Genomic DNA, 17,540 nt, shown 5'->3' on the forward strand with positions numbered 1-17,540 from the left:
TGTGCGGTTGGATTAGGGGAATAATTCTCCCTAATCCACATCATCAAACATTGCATCCAGTCTAGCTTGTACATCATCCATAATAAAATCGGGTACACTTTCTTTACGTTTGGCTTGTCGTGCTTTCCAATCAAGGGATTTGATTTGATGACAATGGATAGCTCCTTGGGTATGCGTTCCTGTTCCCATTAGGCTTACCAATGTACCATGAGAACGGGCGAAATCGGCACTGCCTTGTGAAATAGGGCAAACCACGGCTAAACCTTGTTGGTTAAAATAATGGTTGCTAATCACTAACGCATAATGTTTACCTTGCATTTCTCGACCTGTGGCTGGGTCAAATTGCAAGTGAATAATATCGCCACGTTTTGGAATAGTCATTCTAATTCTTTACCTACAGCGGGCATTTCTTCCCAACCCTCAATCATTGGCAAATTGCCATTCATTTCTGCCATTAGAGTACGAATATCGTAACGTATTTTTTGGGGGGGAATAGGGCGAAGTACAAGACGATTATTTTGCATTTCTACATCAAAACAATCATTCTCATTCAGATGAAATTGGGCTAATATCGCCTGTGGTAAACGCACAGCAGCACTGTTTCCCCATTTACGAATTTGTAGTTGCATTTCTTTCTCCATGATGAAGTTAAGTATCTACATTATAGATACTTACGCAATTATTGCAATATGCAAAAGTAAAAGAGCTTGCTGAACAAGGGTAATCGCAATAGAATACTCGGTTTAACGTTAAATACAGAATAGAATTTTATGGAATTATTTGAAGCAATTTTAATCATTTTATTGTTGATTATAATCAGTGCGGTGATTTCTTCGGCAGAAATTTCTCTTGCTGGGGCGAGAAAAGTGAAGTTACAAGTGCTTGCCAATGAGGGTGATTTAAGAGCCATGCAAGTATTACAACTGCAAGAAAAACCGGGGCGTTTTATTACTGTCGTGCAAATTGGCTTAAATATGGTGGCAATTTTAGGCGGTATGGTCGGGGAGAGTTCTCTTAATCCTTATTTTGTGAAAGTCCTTAGCCTATATACACAGGCTGAATGGGTCGAAAGCGTTTCTTCTTGGATTGCATTTATTGTAGTGACCATCGCTTTTATTTTAGTCGCAGATCTGATACCCAAACGGCTTGCCATGAGTTATCCAGAACAAATTGCCATGAAAACCGTTGGGGTGATGCGAGTTTGTATTTTTATTTTTAAACCTCTCGTCTTGATTTTTGATGCCTTAGCGAATGCCATTTTTCGTTTGTTACGAATTTCTACCGTGCGTGAAGATAATATGACTTCTGAAGATATTGTGGCTTTGGTGGAAGCGGGAGCTGAATCAGGGGTGTTAAAAGCACAAGAGCAATATTTAATTGAAAATATTTTCGATATGCAAGCTCGCACGGTAACATCAACCATGACAACCCGTGAAAATATTGTTTTTTTAGACCGCAGTTTTAATCAAAAAGAGGTATTAAATACCCTTAGCCAAAATGCCCATTCCAAATTACTGATTTGTGATGGTGGATTAGATAAAATTTTAGGCTATGTGGAATCGCATACTTTGCTGACGTTGTATTTAACTGATCATCAGGTTTCTTTAACGGATCCTAAATTATTACGTAAAGCCTTATTTGTACCTGATACATTGTCCCTGTATGAAGTGTTAGAATTGTTTAAATCAATGGGCGAAGATTTTGCAATTATTGTTAATGAATATGCTTTAGTGGTTGGAATTGTTACCTTAAATGATGTGATGAGCATTGTTATGGGGGAATTGGTCTCTAACGAAGAAGAACAGATCGTACAACGTGATGAACATTCATGGCTTATTGATGGTATTACCCCATTAGAAGATGTCATGCGATATTTAGATATTCCAGCGTTTCCCGCAGATGAAAATTATGAAACCATTGGCGGATTTATGATGTATATGTTGCGGAAAATTCCGAAGAAAACGGATTCTGTATTATATGACAAATATAAATTTGAAATTATTGATACGGAAAACTTTAAAATCGATCAGTTGTTAGTGTCGTTGCGTAAGGATTTGCAAGAGAGTTCTGCTACGAATTAGCGATGAAAGGCACTGGATTAAGTGCCTTGTTTTTTTAATTTTCCAACATCAATTCTTTCAAATACTGATAAATTTCCCGATACGCTTTCGGTGGTTTATTTTGTTCTTTTTCTTTTTGAGCGGAACGGATAAGATTGCGTAAATGTTGACGATCAGCATCGGGGTGTCGGTCAAAGAATTGTGCCAGTTCATCATCACCTTTTTCTACTAAATCATCACGTAAATGTTCTATTTTATGTAGCATGGCTTGCTGTTGATTATGTTTATTCTCGATTTTATCTAAGGCTTCCTGAATAGGATCTATGTCCATTGAGCGTAATAATTTGCCGATAAATTGTAATTGACGGCGTTTAGCTTCCTTGACTGAACGGCGAGCCAAATAAATAGCGTCTAACAAGGTTTCATCAAGTGGCACTTTGGCTAAATTAGCAGGGGTTAATTCCACTAATTTTGAGCCTAATTTTTTTAAATCTTCCGCATCACGTTTAATTTCACTTTTGCTGACCCAGATAATTTCTTCTTGCTCGTCTGTCCAATCTAATTCTGGCTTTTTGCCCCGTTTTTTCATTTTCTATCCTTTCTCATTGATATTTTGCTACATTGTAGCAAATAAGCTAAAATGCGACAAATTTATAAATAATAAGGAAAAGCGCAGCATGCCAGAAAAAAATACGGAAAATTCCACCGCACTTTTAAAACAGCAAGAACAAGAATTACGTGCGGCGGTGAGTTATGCGGTCGAGTTGGCTCAAAAAGCAGGGGCAACGGCAGAAGTGGCTGTGACCAAAGTCAGTGGGCTTTCGGTTTCTACTCGGTTGCAAGAAGTCGAAAACGTAGAATTTAATAATGACGGAGCTTTAGGCATTTCGGTGTACTTGGGGCAACAAAAAGGCAACGCATCCACATCGGATTTAAGCCAGCCAGCAATTAAATCCGCCGTTGATGCGGCATTAGCGATTGCTAAATATACGTCTCCCGATGATTGTGCGGGTTTAGCCGATAAAGCCTTAATGGCATTTCATGCACCTGATTTAGATTTATATCACCCCACTGATATTGATGTAGATCGGGCAGTGGAATTAGCCTTACAAGCGGAAACCGCCGCTTTGCAATATGATCGGCGGATTGTCAACAGTAATGGTGCGGCTTTTAATTCCCATACGGGAGTTCGGGTGTATGGGAATAGCCATGGTATGTTGCAAAGTCATTTATCAAGCCGTTATTCGTTGTCTTGCTCAGTATTGGGTGGTGTTGATGATTTATTAGAAAGTGATTACGAATACACAATTTCCCGTAAAGCTCATGCGTTAGCTGCACCTGAATGGGTAGGGCAAAATTCAGCGAAGAAAGCCATTGCTCGTTTACGACCGCAAAAAATTGCCACCCAAACGGCACCAGTGATTTTTCTTAATGATGTCGCAACAGGGTTAATTGGGCATTTAGCGACGGCGATTAGTGGTGGCAGTCTATATCGCAAAAACAGCTTTTTGTTAGATAAACTTGGACAAAAAGTGTTGCCTGATTGGTTTCAAATTAGCGAACGTCCGCATTTGTTAAGTGGTTTAGCTTCTACACCGTTTGATAGCGAGGGCGTGAGAACGCAAGATTTGGAGATTATTCAAGACGGTATTTTGCAAACTTATTTATTAACCAGTTACAGCGGTAAAAAATTAGCTATGCAAAGCACGGGACATGCAGGCGGTATTCATAATTGGTTGGTTAAACCAAATTCTCAAGGAAATTTAACCGCACTTTTAAACCAAATGGGAACAGGCTTGTTAGTGACTGATTTAATGGGGCAGAGTGTGAATATGGTCACCGGTGATTATTCTCGTGGTGCATCGGGCTTTTGGGTGGAAAAGGGTGAAATTCAATATCCCGTTTCAGAAATCACCATTGCGGGCAATTTAAAACAGATGTTTGAGCATTTGGTGGCGGTGGGTGATGACATTGAAACCCGTTCCAATATTCAAACTGGCTCAATTTTATTGGAAGAAATGAAAATTTCTGGAAATTAATTAAAAATGATAATAATTCTTATTGACAGAGGTTATTTTATATATTAATATACACACATCTGTTAAGACATAGGTAGCTAAACAGGTAGAGTAGAAAGTAAATTCGTTAGGGTTTAAGACCGAGGTGTTATCACTTCGGTCTTTTTTTTGATTTTTTTATTTTCTCTTTATACCGTTGTGATATAGTAGTTCGTAGATTTTTATATAGAGAGACCCTTATGAAAAAACATCATGTTGAAGTCCTGATTTCAGAGCAAGATGTGCTTGCTAAAATTGATCAGCTCGGTGCGGAAATTACCGCTTTTTATCAACAAAAGAAAGTGGATAAATTGATTGTCGTCGGTTTATTACGTGGCTCATTTATGTTTATGGCAGATTTAGTGCGTAAAATTGACTTACCGCTCGAAGTAGAATTTATGACCACATCAAGTTATGGTATCGGCATGAGTACCAATCATGATGTAAAAATTACCCAAGATTTAAATGGTGATATTAAGGGTGAACATGTGTTAATTGTGGAAGATATTATTGATTCAGGTTACACGCTCGAAAAAGTCCGCAAAATCCTAGAACTCCGCGATCCAGCCAGTCTTGCCATTTGCACCTTATTAGATAAACCATCACGCCGTGAAGTCGACGTGCCAGTAGAATGGGTGGGATTTGCCATTCCGAATGAGTTTGTTATCGGTTATGGTATTGACTATGCTCAACGTTATCGTAATTTAAGTTTTATCGGTAAAGTGATATTAGAAGAATAAGCCAGCAAAAGTGCGGTGTATTTTTTGTTAGATTTAATAATCATAAAAAAGAAAGGAAACAAGATGAGTAAATTATTCCCAACAGCCACCTTACGTAGCAAAGCCCCTTATCGTTTTGACATTGTCGGCAGTTTTTTACGTTCTGATGAAATTAAGCAAGCTCGCCAACAATGTAGTTGTGGTGATATTTCTTGTGCGGAGTTAACTAAGGTTGAAGATAAAGAAATTGCTAAATTGGTGGAACATCAAAAAAGCGTGGGATTACATGCAGTAACAGACGGAGAATTTCGCCGTACTTTCTGGCATTTAGATTTTTTAGCAGGTTTAGACGGTGTGGAAGAAGTGGAGGCTGAAAAATTTTCGGTACAATTTAAACATGATAATGTTCGCCCGAAAACCTTAAAAATTGTGGATAAAGTCGATTTTTCTGAAAGCCACCCTTTTGTCGAACATTTCCGTTCTGTTAATCAAATTGCTAACGGTCAAGAAGTGAAATTTACCATTCCATCACCGTCAATGCTGCATTTAATCACCAATGTACGAGCGACCGATTATGTGGCAATTCCACGTTATGAGAATAACAACCAACTTTTACTAGACGATATTGCTAATGCTTATATTAAAGCTATGCAGATTTTCTACAAATTAGGTTGCCGCAATTTACAATTAGATGACACGAGCTGGGGCGAATTTTGTGCGGAAGATAAACGAGCCGCCTATAAACAGCGTGGTTTTGATTTAGACCAAATTGCCAAAGATTATGTCTATATGATAAATAAAATTGTGGATGCGAAACCTGCTGATGATATTGCAATTACCATGCACATTTGTCGTGGCAATTTCCGTTCCACTTGGTTCTCGGCTGGTGGTTATGAACCTGTCGCAGAAACCTTGTTTGGTACTTGCCGTGTAGATGGTTTCTTCCTTGAGTATGATAGCGATCGTGCGGGAGATTTCAAACCATTACGCTTTATCAAAGATCAACAAGTGGTGTTAGGGTTAATTACGTCTAAAGACGGTACACTTGAAAATCGTGATGATATTATTGCTCGCATCAAAGAAGCCACTCAATATGTGGACATCAATCAACTATGTTTAAGTCCGCAATGTGGTTTTGCATCAACGGAAGAAGGCAATATTCTGACCGAACAGCAACAATGGGCGAAGTTAGCATTTATTCGTGATATTGTGCAAGAAGTTTGGGGCGAGTAGTTAGGTAGGGAAAATATATGCTCGAAAAAATAGAACGCTTAATTGATGAAATTAATAAGGTACATTTAGCCTTTTCACAAGACTATTTTGAAACAGGGAAAATTCAAAAGGTGAATTTAAAACATACACTTGCGAAAATGTCTGTGGAGCATATATTAGCCTATCGTTTAAATCTGCACGAAGCCATTAATGATTATTTGTATCGTGCTGATTTAACGGATATTTCCTATTTTTATCGTGTCAAAACATCGGAATCTATTTTACATAAAATTGAACGGTTTCAACAACGTAGCGAAGGCTTTCCAGTCAATAGTATTATGAATGATATTTTTGGGGCAAGAATGATTGTCAGTACGGAAGATATTACCCAAGTCATGAATAAATTAGATGAATGGAAAGAAAAATATGGATTAAAAAACTGGTACTTACGAGATAAAGATGAGTATGTGGGGATTCATATTTATTTCAAAAATTCGAGTAATTTTTATTATCCATGGGAACTGCAGATTTGGGATCGTAAAGATGCGGAACGTAATATTCAAAGCCATCGTAAATATAAACGAAATTTTGTGAATTTGTTTCACTAATTTATCACATTTTCCAAAAAAACTGGTATATTGTTTATATCAGTTTTTTATTTTATATAACAAGGATAATAAGCGATGCAAATTTTACTTTCTTCTCAAGCCCCCGATAATGTATGGGGCAAAAATACCTTTTTAACCTTTCAACAAAATCAAGCCATTATTCATTTCTCTGAAAATTTTGACCGCACTTTAATCCAAAAAGCTGCACGTAAATTACGTGGTCAAGGCATAAATCAAGCGGAATTAATCGGCGAAAATTGGAATGCGGATAGTTGTTGGGCGTTTTATCAAGGGTTCTATACCGCTAAACAAGATTTTGAGGTAGATTTTCCTGAGTTAGATGAAACGGAAAATGAAAAATTACTTGAGCTAATTGAAAGTGGTGATTTTGTTCGTGAAATCATTAATTTACCATCAGATGTATTAACTCCAGAAGTGTTGGCCAATCGAGCGGTACAATTTATTCAACAGCAAGCGGAAGATTGGCAAGCGGGCGAGTTAAGTTATAAAATTATTAAAGGCAAAGATTTACATGAACAAGGCTATCATGGTATTTGGACGGTCGGTAAAGGATCCGCCAATGCACCTGTGATGTTGCAATTAGATTTCAACCCAACGGGTGATGTTAACGCCCCTGTGTTGGCCTGTTTAGTGGGCAAAGGCATTACCTTTGATACCGGTGGTTATAGTTTAAAACCAAGCAATAGCATGGAAAGTATGAAAGCCGATATGGGCGGTGCGGCCTTATTAACGGGCGCATTGGGCTTGGCCATTGCACAAGGATTAAATGCTCGGGTGAAATTGTATTTATGTTGCGCAGAAAACATGATTAGCAGCAACGCCTTTAAATTAAACGATATTATTCATTATCGTAATGGCGTGACAGTGGAAGTGACTAACACCGACGCCGAGGGGCGTTTAGTGTTGGCGGATGGCTTAATTGAGGCCGATTCACAGCAACCACAATTTATCATTGACGCCGCAACGTTAACCGGTGCGGCGAAAGTGGCGGTGGGCAATGACTACCATTCTGTGCTTTCCATGGATGACCAATTAGTCGCCGATTTATTACAATCCGCCGATCAAGCGCAAGAACCATTCTGGCGTTTACCTTTTGCAGAATTACACCGTGGACAAATCTCCACAGCCTTTGCGGATATTGCTAACTCTGGCTCCTTGGCCGTGAGTGCGGGAGCCAGTACGGCGACGGCATTTTTATCTTACTTCGTAAAAAATTATCAACAACATTGGTTACACCTTGATTGTTCCGCCACCTATCGCAAATCACCGAGTGATCTATGGGCAGTGGGCGCAACCGGCATTGGTGTACAAACCTTGGCAAATTTACTTTTAACTAAAGCAAAACAGGGAGTGTAAAATGACAATAGAACGTACATTATCGATTATTAAACCTGACGCCGTGGAGCGTAATTTGGTTGGCAAAATTTTAATGCGTTTTGAAGAGGCGGGTTTTCAAATTTTGGCCGCCAAAATGTTGCATTTAACCCAAGCGCAAGCCGAGGGATTTTATGCCGAACACCAAGGCAAAGATTTTTTTGCTGGCCTTGTGGACTATATGATGTCTGGTCCCGTGGTGGTGTCGGTGTTAGAAAAGGAAAATGCTATTCAGGATTATCGCACCCTGATTGGCGCCACGGATCCCGCTAAACAAGCCGAGGGCACTATTCGACGTGACTTTGCTCAAAGTAAAACACGCAATTCTGTCCACGGCTCCGACAGTTCCGACAGCGCTGCTCGTGAAATTGCCTATTTCTTTGTGGAAAGTGAAATCTGCCCACGATAAAAAGGACGAAAAAAACACCGCATTTTGCCTAAAGTGCGGTGTCAATTCTGTTAATTTCTCTTTTCTGCACTATTCACTAGGTTCGTAATTTTTGCCCTAAATTTATAGAAATACAAACGATTCTGATTAAAAACAATTATTGTATATTTTATGATTTTTTTCCGTTAAAATACGCATTATATTCGGTTTTCGCTATGAAAATCAGATAGTTCTACCGCTTTTTAGGTATTTTTCAATGACAATTTTGGTTCTCGGCATTAATCACAAAACCGCAAGCGTGGGATTGCGGGAAAAAGTGGCGTTTTCGCAGGAAAAACGTCAGCTTGCCTTGCAACAAATTCAGCAATTGGGTTTGGCACAAAGTGCAGTGATTTTATCCACTTGTAATCGAACTGAAATTTATCTTCATAATAAACATCTTTCTCCCGTCGAAACCCAACAGATGCAAGATTTTCTTGAACAGGTGGTGGCGTGGTTTGCCCAAATTCATCAAATTGATTTAGCCGAACTCAAAACCTGTTTATATTTGCATCAAGATAAAAACGCCGTAAAACACCTGATGTCGGTGGCTTGTGGGTTGGATTCCTTGATTTTAGGTGAACCACAAATTCTCGGGCAAGTGAAACAAGCCTATCAATTAGCGGAAGAATATTATCAAGCACAATCTGATAATACGTTAACCAGTGAATTTTCTCGTTTATTCCAAAAAACCTTTGCTGTCGCAAAACGTGTTCGCAGTGAAACCAATATCGGTGAAAGTGCAGTTTCCGTGGCCTATGCGGCTTGTAGCTTGGCTCGCCAAATTTTTGAACAACTAAAAACTTTAACCGTATTGCTTGTGGGAGCAGGGGAAACCATTGAATTGGTTAGTCGTCACCTGTTACGTCATGGCGTCAAAAAAATCATTATTGCCAACCGCACGTTATCTCGAGCTGAAGCATTGGTGAGCCGTTTAGATCAGGGTGAACAAATTCAAATCATGAGTTTGGCACAACTGCAAGATGGCTTGAATCAAGCGGATATTGTGATTTCATCCACGGCCTCTGAGCAAATTTTGATTACCAAACAGATGGTCAAAATGGCTCAAAAACAACGCCGAAATACCCCTATGTTGGTGGTGGATATTGCGGTGCCAAGGGATGTGGAAGAAAGCGTAAGCGATCTGGATAGTGTTTACCATTACAGCGTAGATGATCTGCAAAATATCATTCAACACAATATGGGCCAACGTGAAAAAGCCGCCGCACAAGCCAATCAGATTATCGAACAAGAATGTGCGGATTTCTTTGAGTGGTTGAAAGTACATCAGTTTTCTAATCTTATTCGTCATTATCGTGACACAGCGGAACAAACCAGACAAGGCTTGTTAGAAAAAGCCTTAAACGCCTTACAGCAAGGGGAAAACGCCGAATTAGTGTTGCAAGAATTAAGTTATAAATTAATGAATAAACTCATTCACTCCCCAACCCAAGCCATGTCTAGCATGGTAAAAGCAGGTGACTCCACTGGATTGCGGAGTTTTTCGCAAGCGTTGGGTGTGGCAAGCGAAGATTCCTCAGAATAAAGTGATTAAACATTTATGATGAAATATACTTGTAAAAAGAAAAATAAAAGTATATATTCAAAAAAGTATTTCTCTATGTAGATTAATCGGGGTTAAATATGCAAAATCAAGAAATCAAGAAATCAAGAAATCAAGAAATCAAGAAATCAAGAAATCAAGAAATCAAGAAATCAAGAAATCAAGAAATCCATTTTAACTAAAATAGTTACATTTCTCTTATTTTTCCTACCTATAATAGCTAATGCTAAAATTTTTGAAGCCTCAGGTGTTGGTGAAACTGCAGAACTTGCTAAAAAAGACGCAGTAACTAATGCTATCAAATTTAGTGTAGGGGAGTTTGTTGTCAACAAAGAAGAACTCACCAATGATGACTTTAATCAAAAAGTCGTGGGCTATTCCAACGCCTATGTCAAACGAATCGAAGTCAAATCTCAAAACCAATTAGCCAATGGCGATTATGAAGTTGCTGTAGCTGTTGATATTGAAAGTCAAAAATTAATTGAGCAATTAAAAGAACTGCAAATCGTGGTTATCGAAAATGCAGTAGATCAAGATATTCTGTCGGAAGTTGAAAACCATTTTGATAAAGAAGCTCAAAATCAACAAACAAAGCAGAATTTTAAAGATCTTGTGGAAGAATTGCTCATTTCCCCAATCAAAGAACACAAAACCGTTGTTCACATTGATATAACAGGCAAATTACAGCCTATTAAAGATGAAAAAAATGAATTAGTTATCAATACAGATACTGATGAAATTCAATTTACATTACCAGTTTCATTCTATATGGATAATGAATATATCAAAGCTTACCGCCGAGTGTTACAAGAAGCCAAACCAACAAAAGATGAATACCGTGACAGAATAATAGAAGGTACTCTTAAGCAAAAAATAGATGGATGTAAAAATTGTAATATCTTTGAAATAAGAAGTGAGTCAACGGAACATCTAAGGAAAGTCATTAATCTTATTCAACAAAATTTTGTTACCATCGAAATAAAATTTAAAGATAAGGATGGAATAAGTTTCAAACAATATACAACAGAAGAAATAAATATTGAGGATGAATCTTACTCTCCCTATAGAATATCAAGTACAGATCAAGTGTTACCCGATTTAAATCCTCACACCGAATACGATGGAGCATTTACTGCTGATAAGGCAGTAGGTGTTTTAGAATTAGGTTTAACAAGGGATGAGTTAAAAAAATTAAAAGATATTGAATTAGGTTTTAAACAACGTGATTATTAGGAGAAAACAATGAAAAAAACATTATTAACACTCGCCCTTGCTTCCTTATTAGCCACTCCGTTCGCCTTAGCAGAAGCAGTGGAAGATAGTGTCACGGGCGTGACATATGAATTAAATGAAGATGGCTCATTCGCTCGTTTACGTTCCATTGGCGAAGCTGAACTTGAAATTGGTGATGCGAAAGATATTCGTACCGCAAAAATTAAAGCTCAAATGCGAGGAAAAGCCAAAATTGCTCAATTCTTAAAAGAAGGGATTAGCAGTGAAGAATCCATGGATAATATTGAGAAAATGTTAACCGAAGCCAATGGACAAACGAAAACCGTGAATCGTGAAACCGTTGAAGATTTTGTAGAAAAAATCAAAGTGAATGCTGAAGCCACGTTAAAAGGCGTGGTAACCTTAAAAACCGATGTCAACAAAGACAATAAAACCGTTCTTGTTGAAGTGGGTTATAGTCCAAGAACACAAAAAGTTGCCGATGAAATCAATAATAATCTAAACACGGATTTAACGGGCGGAAAAACCAGTAACGGCACAGCCGCTGGCGGATTATCTGGTGAACAACAAGGTGGCAGAGAAATTCGCAAAGCGAAAAACTACGATAATTTCTAAAAACTAAATATATTAAAGACTAACTATTCCTTTCGTTAGTCTTTTTTATAGGGAAATAAGGATAAAAATCATGTTAAATCAATCATTAAAAACACACAAAATTGCCTTTCTTCTTTCATTATTCTTGCCTGCTTTATCCCATGCTCAAGTTTTTGAAGCCACAGGAACTGGTGCAACAGCAGAGCAAGCGAAACAAGATGCCGTGACTAACGCCATAAAATTCAGTGTGGGCGAATATATTGTCAATAAAGAAGAATTAACCAATGATGATTTTAGTCAGAAAGTGGTTGGCTATTCCAATGCTTATGTGAAAAAAATCGCCGTAAAATCACAAAATCAACTCACCAATGGCGACTATGAAGCCACCGTTGCTGTCGATATTGAAAGCCAGAAGCTGATTGAACAATTAAAAGAAATGCAAGTTGCTGTTGCAGCTGATGTGGTCAATGATGATTTGCTTTCTGATATTCAAAATCAAGTGGACAAAATAGAAAAAAATAAACAAACCGCCCAAAATTTCGAAGATTTGGTTGAAGAACTATTAGTAACACCTATCAAAGAAAACAAAGCCATTTTGCATATTGATATTGCAGGAAAACTACGATTAGTCGAAAACAATCAAAAAAATGCCAAAAGTGACCAAGTTGAACTTGAACTACCTGTTAATATTTATCCCGATGAAAATTATGTGAAAGCGGTTAAACGAATATTAAAAGAAGCTAAAGATCCTAATGATTCAAGATATAGAATTTGGAACGAAAACTTTTTAAATAAAGAAAATGGATTTATCAAAGAAAAATATAAAATCTCTTTTGATAAACATAATGTGATATTTAAAAAAGTAGTCAATATCTGGCGAGAAACATATAACTATATAAAATTGGAACTTATTGATAAAGATTTAGAATCCATGGCAACATTCTATGGAGGAGATGAATATAACAACCACGGCCTCATACCGATAGTTAAGGTTCTTGATTCAAAAAGTAAAAATAGCTATTACATATTATGGATGTACAATATTAAGTTTAAACCAGAATATTTTCCTACAAATTCAGAGCAAAAACTCAAAGCCTATTTAAGATTTAAATTAAAAACGGAACAAATAAAAGCATTAAAAGATATTAAGGTGAGTTTTGCGGATTCACGAGATTAATCAGTAATGGTTTGTTAGTTCTTTTTGTAGGGATAGATAGGGAAAATATAATAACTCGTATTAATATCTGGGCATAGTAGACGACAATAGTAGGTAAAATAGTGTGTTACTTGCATTTAAATCGTTACAAGGCTGGTTACAAACTTTAATTAAATCAACATAATAAACGTGATTCACAAAAATTTCCCACCAAAATGCAAACGTTTGCTTTTTTTGCTTGAAAACTGCGGTATAATTTACCGCAGTTTTTTATTTCACCTTTTATTTTCTCAAACAAGGGTAATCCAATGGCAGAATTAAGTCTTAAAAAAATCTATTCGGGCAAAGTGCGTGATCTTTATGAAATTGATGATAAACGGATGTTAATGGTGGCGACGGATCGGCTGTCGGCATTTGATGTGATTTTGGATGATCCGATTCCACGTAAGGGCGAGATTCTGACCCAAATTTCTAATTTTTGGTTTAACAAATTAGCTCATATTATGCCGAATCATTTTACTGGCGATACGGTGTATGATGTGTTACCAAAAGCCGAGGCGGATTTAGTGAAAGATCGGGCGGTGGTGTGTAAACGTTTAACGCCGATTAAAATTGAAAGCATTGTGCGTGGTTATTTAACGGGTTCTGGCTTAAAAGATTATAAACAAACTGGCACGATTTGTGGCTTGGAACTGCCGAAAGGGTTAGTGGAGGCAAGCAAATTGCCCGAACCGATTTTTACGCCGTCTAGCAAAGAAGAGGTGGGCGATCACGATATTAATATTAGTTATGCAGAATGTGAACGTCAAATTGGGGCGGAGTTAGCGGCGCAAGTGCGTGATTCTGCGATTGCCTTATATAAAGCGGCGGCAAATTATGCCTTGACGAAAGGGATTATTATTTGCGACACTAAATTTGAATTTGGTTTAGATGAAAACGGGACATTGACCTTGATGGACGAGGTGTTAACGCCAGATTCTAGCCGTTTTTGGTCGGTGGACACTTATCAAGAAGGCACCAATCCGCCGTCCTTTGATAAGCAATTTGTGCGTGACTGGTTGGAGCAAAGTGGTTGGAATAAGCAACCGCCTGCGCCAAAAGTGCCAGCGGATGTGATTGAGAAAACCGTGGCAAAATATCAAGAGGCCTTGGATTTATTGACGCAATAGTTGGCTGACTTTTGGTCATTTTCTTCACCCGTAGGGGAATGAAAGGGGGACATAAAGGAATATTATGCGAACGGTAGCCATTGTTGGGCTAGGTTGGTTTGGTTTGCCACTGGCTTGCGATTTACGCAATTTGGGCTGGAAAGTGAAAGGCAGTAAGCGTACTCACGAGGGTGTGGAGGAAATGCGTCTATGGCGGTTGGAAACTTACCAACTGCGATTGGAACCAGAAATTAATGCCGATCCTGACGAGTTAACAGCCTTGTTGTCGGTGGATAGTTTGGTGATTAATATTCCGCCTAGCGACTATTTTTTTGATGCGGAAAGTTATACGCAAGGCATTGAAAATCTGGTGAATGAGGCCCTGTTATGTGGAGTAAATCATATTATTTTTATCAGTTCTACTTCGGTTTTACCCATGCAAAGTGGGCGGTTTGATGAACAATGTCAAGCGCCATTTTCGCCTTTGCATGAGATTGAACAAGTCTTGTTTACTTTGCAGGATATTGATGTAGACGTGGTGCGTTTCGGTGGATTGATTGGCAAAGATCGCCATCCAGTGCATGCGATGGCGGGCAAGCATTATTCACAAGGCAACAGCCCAGTCAATTTGGTGCATTTAGAGGATTGTTCAAGGGCGGTGCAGAGTTTGCTAGAAACCCATGGTGGCCATCGTTTATATCATTTGGTTGCACCGCAACACCCTAAAAAAGGGGAATATTACCCCGTGATGGCAAAGAAATTTGCCGAGAATCCACCTCACTTTGAATGTTCAGAGCAGGATCCACAACGGATTATTGTGGCGGATAAAATTTGTCAGGAATTAGATTTTGTGTACCAGTATCCAGATCCGTATTTGATGTAGCATGGTGAAAGTGCGGTTGATAAATCCAATTTTTTGGCACATAATGAATTGAATAAAACCTTAATTAACTATATATAGGACGAGTTATGTCAAACACAATTTTACAAAATCTTCCCTTAGGTCAGAAAGTCGGTATCGCCTTTTCAGGCGGTTTAGATACCAGTGCAGCGTTATTATGGATGCGTCAGAAAGGCGCCGTGCCTTACGCCTATACGGCGAATTTAGGCCAGCCAGATGAAGAGGATTACAACGCTATTCCGAAAAAGGCCATGGAATATGGGGCGGAAAATGCTCGCTTAATCGACTGCCGCAGCCAACTCGCACATGAGGGGATTGCGGCGATTCAAGCCGGGGCGTTCCATGTATCTACGGGCGGAATTGCTTATTTTAACACCACGCCATTGGGCCGTGCGGTGACAGGTACCATGTTAGTTTCAGCCATGAAAGAAGATGACGTGAATATCTGGGGCGACGGTTCTACGTTCAAAGGTAACGATATTGAGCGTTTTTATCGTTATGGCTTGTTAACTAATCCGAATTTAAAAATCTATAAACCTTGGTTAGACGATCTATTTATCCACGAATTGGGCGGTCGTCATGAGATGTCTGAATTCTTGATTGCCAACGGTTTTGATTACAAAATGTCGGTGGAAAAAGCCTATTCAACGGATTCCAATATGTTGGGGGCCACTCACGAGGCGAAAGATTTGGAATTTTTAAGCCGTGGCATTCGTATTGTGAATCCAATTATGGGTGTCCCTTTCTGGCGTGAAGATGTGGAAATCAAAGCAGAAGAAGTCACCGTACGTTTTGAAGAAGGGGTGCCAGTGGCATTAAATGGCAAAACCTTTAGCAATATCGTCGAGCTTTTCTTAGAGGCTAATCGTATCGGTGGTCGCCATGGTTTGGGTATGTCGGATCAAATTGAAAACCGAATTATTGAAGCTAAATCCCGTGGTATTTACGAGGCACCGGGGATGGCCTTATTCCACATTGCTTATGAACGTTTAGTCACAGCGATTCATAACGAGGACACCATTGAGCAATATCGTATTAACGGTTTGCGTTTAGGTCGCTTATTGTATCAAGGTCGCTGGTTCGATCCGCAAGCCTTAATGTTGCGTGAAACCGCCCAACGTTGGGTGGCGAAAGCGGTAACGGGTGAAGTGGTGTTAGAATTACGTCGTGGTAATGACTATTCGATTTTGAATACTTCATCACCAAATATGACCTATCACCCTGAACGTTTAAGTATGGAAAAAGTCGAAAATGCGCCGTTTGATCCGGTGGATCGTATCGGTCAATTAACCATGCGTAATCTTGATATTTTAGATACTCGTGATAAGTTAGGCATCTATTCAAACACTGGCTTGTTAGCGGTGTCAAAAGAAATTGCGTTACCGCAGTTGAAGAAATAAATCTTGTCGACATAATTTGCCCCCTGATGGTAACCATAAGGGGGCATTTTTATCGGCGACGTTCCTTGTCGCTTTGGGTTTTCCTGTTATTTTAAGCAGCTCGCATAGCTGTCAGCGGTAAATTGTAAGAATTGGCTATACGCATTTTTGCCTAATTTCACGCTGTCGCCCATTGGGTCTAAACGACCGACTTTCACGCCCGTGCTTTTCGCCAAGCTATTAATCACTTTCGGGGTAAATTGCGGTTCCGCAAATAAGCAGTTGACTTTGTGTTCTTCAATTTCTTCTTTGATATGCGCAATGGTTTTGGCGCCCGGAGCCACTAAAGGATTGATAGTAAATGCACCGGTTTGGTTTAATCCATAGGCACTGTTGAAGTAACCGTAAGCGTCATGGAATACAAAGAACCCTTTGTCTTTAAATGCACTTAATTGTTGGGTAATTTCGCTATTTTTCTCTTGCAAAGTGCGGTTGAAATTCGCCAAGTTTTCTGCAATTAAGGCTTTTTTCGCCGGGAATTGAGCGGTTAATTTTTCCGCTAATTGATTGGCCACTAATTGGCTGATTTTTGGTGAATACCAAATATGCCAGTTTACGGTTAAGCCATTTTCATCCACTTCATGGTGATGACCGTCGTGATCGGCGTGGTCATGATCGTGATCATCATGGTCGTGATCATGATCATCATCTCCGTCATCATGATGATGGTGATGGGCGGATTTTTCTAATAAGGCCGTGACGCCCTCGATATCAGCAATGGTGACGACTTTTTTACTGTCCGCTTGGGCAATAGGTTTGGTTAAAAAACTATCGACGTCTTTACCGATCCACAACACTAAATCTGCCGATTTGATTTTTTGAATATCGGTAGGCTTTAAATTATAGTCATGAGGAGAGGCGCCTGCAGGCACGATAATTTGGGTATCCAACACACCGTCAGCAATGGAAGAGGCAATAAAACCGAGCGGTTTGACTGAGGTGACAATATCGGCTTGAACACTGAATGCAGCGGCTAAAATGGCGCTAGCAATGGCTGTTTTTGTTAATTTTGACATAATAATTTCCT

At 39.0% G+C, this 17,540-nt stretch carries 18 protein-coding genes; 14 read left to right on the forward strand and 4 right to left on the reverse strand.

The window, feature by feature from the left end; all coding sequences use genetic code 11:
* Positions 1-30: 30 nt before the first annotated feature.
* Positions 31-381: a type II toxin-antitoxin system PemK/MazF family toxin gene (locus ACTG7X_RS00710; protein WP_439256646.1), complete on the reverse strand. Its 351-nt coding sequence runs from the start codon at positions 379-381 to the stop codon at positions 31-33.
* A complete protein-coding gene (locus ACTG7X_RS00715) occupies positions 378-629 on the reverse strand; it encodes an AbrB/MazE/SpoVT family DNA-binding domain-containing protein (protein ID WP_439256647.1) in 252 nt (83 codons plus the stop codon). The genes ACTG7X_RS00710 and ACTG7X_RS00715 overlap by 4 nt, the downstream gene beginning before the upstream one ends.
* Before the next feature lie 141 nt (positions 630-770).
* On the opposite strand from ACTG7X_RS00715, the gene ACTG7X_RS00720 reads away from it, so the two are divergent.
* Entirely contained in the window at positions 771-2,081 is a 1,311-nt protein-coding gene (locus ACTG7X_RS00720; protein WP_439256648.1) for a hemolysin family protein, read from the forward strand.
* A gap of 34 nt (positions 2,082-2,115) precedes the next feature.
* On the opposite strand, the gene yjgA is transcribed toward ACTG7X_RS00720, so the two are convergent.
* A complete protein-coding gene (gene yjgA, locus ACTG7X_RS00725) occupies positions 2,116-2,649 on the reverse strand; it encodes a ribosome biogenesis factor YjgA (protein ID WP_439256649.1) in 534 nt (177 codons plus the stop codon).
* An 88-nt stretch (positions 2,650-2,737) separates the two neighbouring features.
* Here yjgA and pmbA point away from each other — a divergent pair, with 88 nt between their 5' ends.
* From pmbA to argG, 13 genes are all read left to right on the forward strand, one after another.
* Complete coding sequence (gene pmbA, locus ACTG7X_RS00730) at positions 2,738-4,099, forward strand: metalloprotease PmbA (RefSeq protein WP_439256650.1); 1,362 nt, start codon at positions 2,738-2,740, stop codon at positions 4,097-4,099.
* Between the two features lie 218 nt (positions 4,100-4,317).
* Positions 4,318-4,857: a hypoxanthine phosphoribosyltransferase gene (hpt, locus tag ACTG7X_RS00735; RefSeq protein ID WP_386697127.1), complete on the forward strand. Its 540-nt coding sequence runs from the start codon at positions 4,318-4,320 to the stop codon at positions 4,855-4,857.
* 63 nt (positions 4,858-4,920) lie between these two features.
* Positions 4,921-6,069: a 5-methyltetrahydropteroyltriglutamate--homocysteine S-methyltransferase gene (locus tag ACTG7X_RS00740; RefSeq protein WP_439256651.1), complete on the forward strand. Its 1,149-nt coding sequence runs from the start codon at positions 4,921-4,923 to the stop codon at positions 6,067-6,069.
* A gap of 17 nt (positions 6,070-6,086) precedes the next feature.
* Positions 6,087-6,656, forward strand: coding sequence for a GTP pyrophosphokinase (locus tag ACTG7X_RS00745; RefSeq protein WP_439256652.1), 570 nt, complete (start codon positions 6,087-6,089; stop codon positions 6,654-6,656).
* A gap of 75 nt (positions 6,657-6,731) precedes the next feature.
* Positions 6,732-8,033, forward strand: a complete 1,302-nt coding sequence (gene pepB, locus ACTG7X_RS00750) for an aminopeptidase PepB (RefSeq protein WP_439256653.1) — start codon at positions 6,732-6,734, stop codon at positions 8,031-8,033.
* Between the two features lies 1 nt (position 8,034).
* Positions 8,035-8,460, forward strand: a complete 426-nt coding sequence (gene ndk, locus ACTG7X_RS00755; protein WP_439256654.1) for a nucleoside-diphosphate kinase — start codon at positions 8,035-8,037, stop codon at positions 8,458-8,460.
* A 235-nt stretch (positions 8,461-8,695) separates the two neighbouring features.
* Entirely contained in the window at positions 8,696-10,024 is a 1,329-nt protein-coding gene (gene hemA / locus ACTG7X_RS00760; protein WP_439256655.1) for a glutamyl-tRNA reductase, read from the forward strand.
* Positions 10,025-10,411: 387 nt separating this feature from the next.
* On the forward strand, positions 10,412-11,275 hold the full coding sequence (locus ACTG7X_RS00765) for a hypothetical protein (RefSeq protein WP_439256656.1): 864 nt from the start codon (positions 10,412-10,414) through the stop codon (positions 11,273-11,275).
* Between the two features lie 9 nt (positions 11,276-11,284).
* Positions 11,285-11,890: a hypothetical protein gene (locus ACTG7X_RS00770; protein ID WP_439256657.1), complete on the forward strand. Its 606-nt coding sequence runs from the start codon at positions 11,285-11,287 to the stop codon at positions 11,888-11,890.
* Positions 11,891-11,960: 70 nt separating this feature from the next.
* Positions 11,961-13,046 (forward strand): hypothetical protein, encoded by a 1,086-nt coding sequence (locus ACTG7X_RS00775; RefSeq protein WP_439256658.1) that lies wholly within the window; start codon positions 11,961-11,963, stop codon positions 13,044-13,046.
* Between the two features lie 287 nt (positions 13,047-13,333).
* Complete coding sequence (locus ACTG7X_RS00780; RefSeq protein WP_439256659.1) at positions 13,334-14,194, forward strand: phosphoribosylaminoimidazolesuccinocarboxamide synthase; 861 nt, start codon at positions 13,334-13,336, stop codon at positions 14,192-14,194.
* A 64-nt stretch (positions 14,195-14,258) separates the two neighbouring features.
* A complete protein-coding gene (locus ACTG7X_RS00785; protein ID WP_439256660.1) occupies positions 14,259-15,056 on the forward strand; it encodes an SDR family NAD(P)-dependent oxidoreductase in 798 nt (265 codons plus the stop codon).
* A gap of 86 nt (positions 15,057-15,142) precedes the next feature.
* Positions 15,143-16,474, forward strand: coding sequence for an argininosuccinate synthase (gene argG, locus ACTG7X_RS00790; RefSeq protein ID WP_439256661.1), 1,332 nt, complete (start codon positions 15,143-15,145; stop codon positions 16,472-16,474).
* Between the two features lie 86 nt (positions 16,475-16,560).
* Here argG and znuA read toward each other — a convergent pair whose 3' ends face one another.
* Positions 16,561-17,529: a zinc ABC transporter substrate-binding protein ZnuA gene (gene znuA, locus ACTG7X_RS00795; RefSeq protein ID WP_439256662.1), complete on the reverse strand. Its 969-nt coding sequence runs from the start codon at positions 17,527-17,529 to the stop codon at positions 16,561-16,563.
* Positions 17,530-17,540 lie beyond the last annotated feature (11 nt).

It is taken from the genome of Lonepinella sp. BR2271, assembly GCF_051851515.1.
Taxonomy (GTDB): Bacteria; Pseudomonadota; Gammaproteobacteria; order Enterobacterales; family Pasteurellaceae; genus Lonepinella.

Excerpts from the sequence above, each read along its gene's own strand:
- ACTG7X_RS00710 (WP_439256646.1), bottom strand. The coding sequence starts at position 381 with ATGACTATTCCAAAACGTGGCGATATTATTCACTTGCAATTTGACCCA.
- ACTG7X_RS00715 (WP_439256647.1), bottom strand. The coding sequence starts at position 629 with ATGCAACTACAAATTCGTAAATGGGGAAACAGTGCTGCTGTGCGTTTA.
- ACTG7X_RS00720 (WP_439256648.1), top strand. The coding sequence starts at position 771 with ATGGAATTATTTGAAGCAATTTTAATCATTTTATTGTTGATTATAATC.
- yjgA (WP_439256649.1), bottom strand. The coding sequence starts at position 2,649 with ATGAAAAAACGGGGCAAAAAGCCAGAATTAGATTGGACAGACGAGCAA.
- pmbA (WP_439256650.1), top strand. The coding sequence starts at position 2,738 with ATGCCAGAAAAAAATACGGAAAATTCCACCGCACTTTTAAAACAGCAA.
- hpt (WP_386697127.1), top strand. The coding sequence starts at position 4,318 with ATGAAAAAACATCATGTTGAAGTCCTGATTTCAGAGCAAGATGTGCTT.
- ACTG7X_RS00740 (WP_439256651.1), top strand. The coding sequence starts at position 4,921 with ATGAGTAAATTATTCCCAACAGCCACCTTACGTAGCAAAGCCCCTTAT.
- ACTG7X_RS00745 (WP_439256652.1), top strand. The coding sequence starts at position 6,087 with ATGCTCGAAAAAATAGAACGCTTAATTGATGAAATTAATAAGGTACAT.
- pepB (WP_439256653.1), top strand. The coding sequence starts at position 6,732 with ATGCAAATTTTACTTTCTTCTCAAGCCCCCGATAATGTATGGGGCAAA.
- ndk (WP_439256654.1), top strand. The coding sequence starts at position 8,035 with ATGACAATAGAACGTACATTATCGATTATTAAACCTGACGCCGTGGAG.
- hemA (WP_439256655.1), top strand. The coding sequence starts at position 8,696 with ATGACAATTTTGGTTCTCGGCATTAATCACAAAACCGCAAGCGTGGGA.
- ACTG7X_RS00770 (WP_439256657.1), top strand. The coding sequence starts at position 11,285 with ATGAAAAAAACATTATTAACACTCGCCCTTGCTTCCTTATTAGCCACT.
- ACTG7X_RS00775 (WP_439256658.1), top strand. The coding sequence starts at position 11,961 with ATGTTAAATCAATCATTAAAAACACACAAAATTGCCTTTCTTCTTTCA.
- ACTG7X_RS00780 (WP_439256659.1), top strand. The coding sequence starts at position 13,334 with ATGGCAGAATTAAGTCTTAAAAAAATCTATTCGGGCAAAGTGCGTGAT.
- ACTG7X_RS00785 (WP_439256660.1), top strand. The coding sequence starts at position 14,259 with ATGCGAACGGTAGCCATTGTTGGGCTAGGTTGGTTTGGTTTGCCACTG.
- argG (WP_439256661.1), top strand. The coding sequence starts at position 15,143 with ATGTCAAACACAATTTTACAAAATCTTCCCTTAGGTCAGAAAGTCGGT.
- znuA (WP_439256662.1), bottom strand. The coding sequence starts at position 17,529 with ATGTCAAAATTAACAAAAACAGCCATTGCTAGCGCCATTTTAGCCGCT.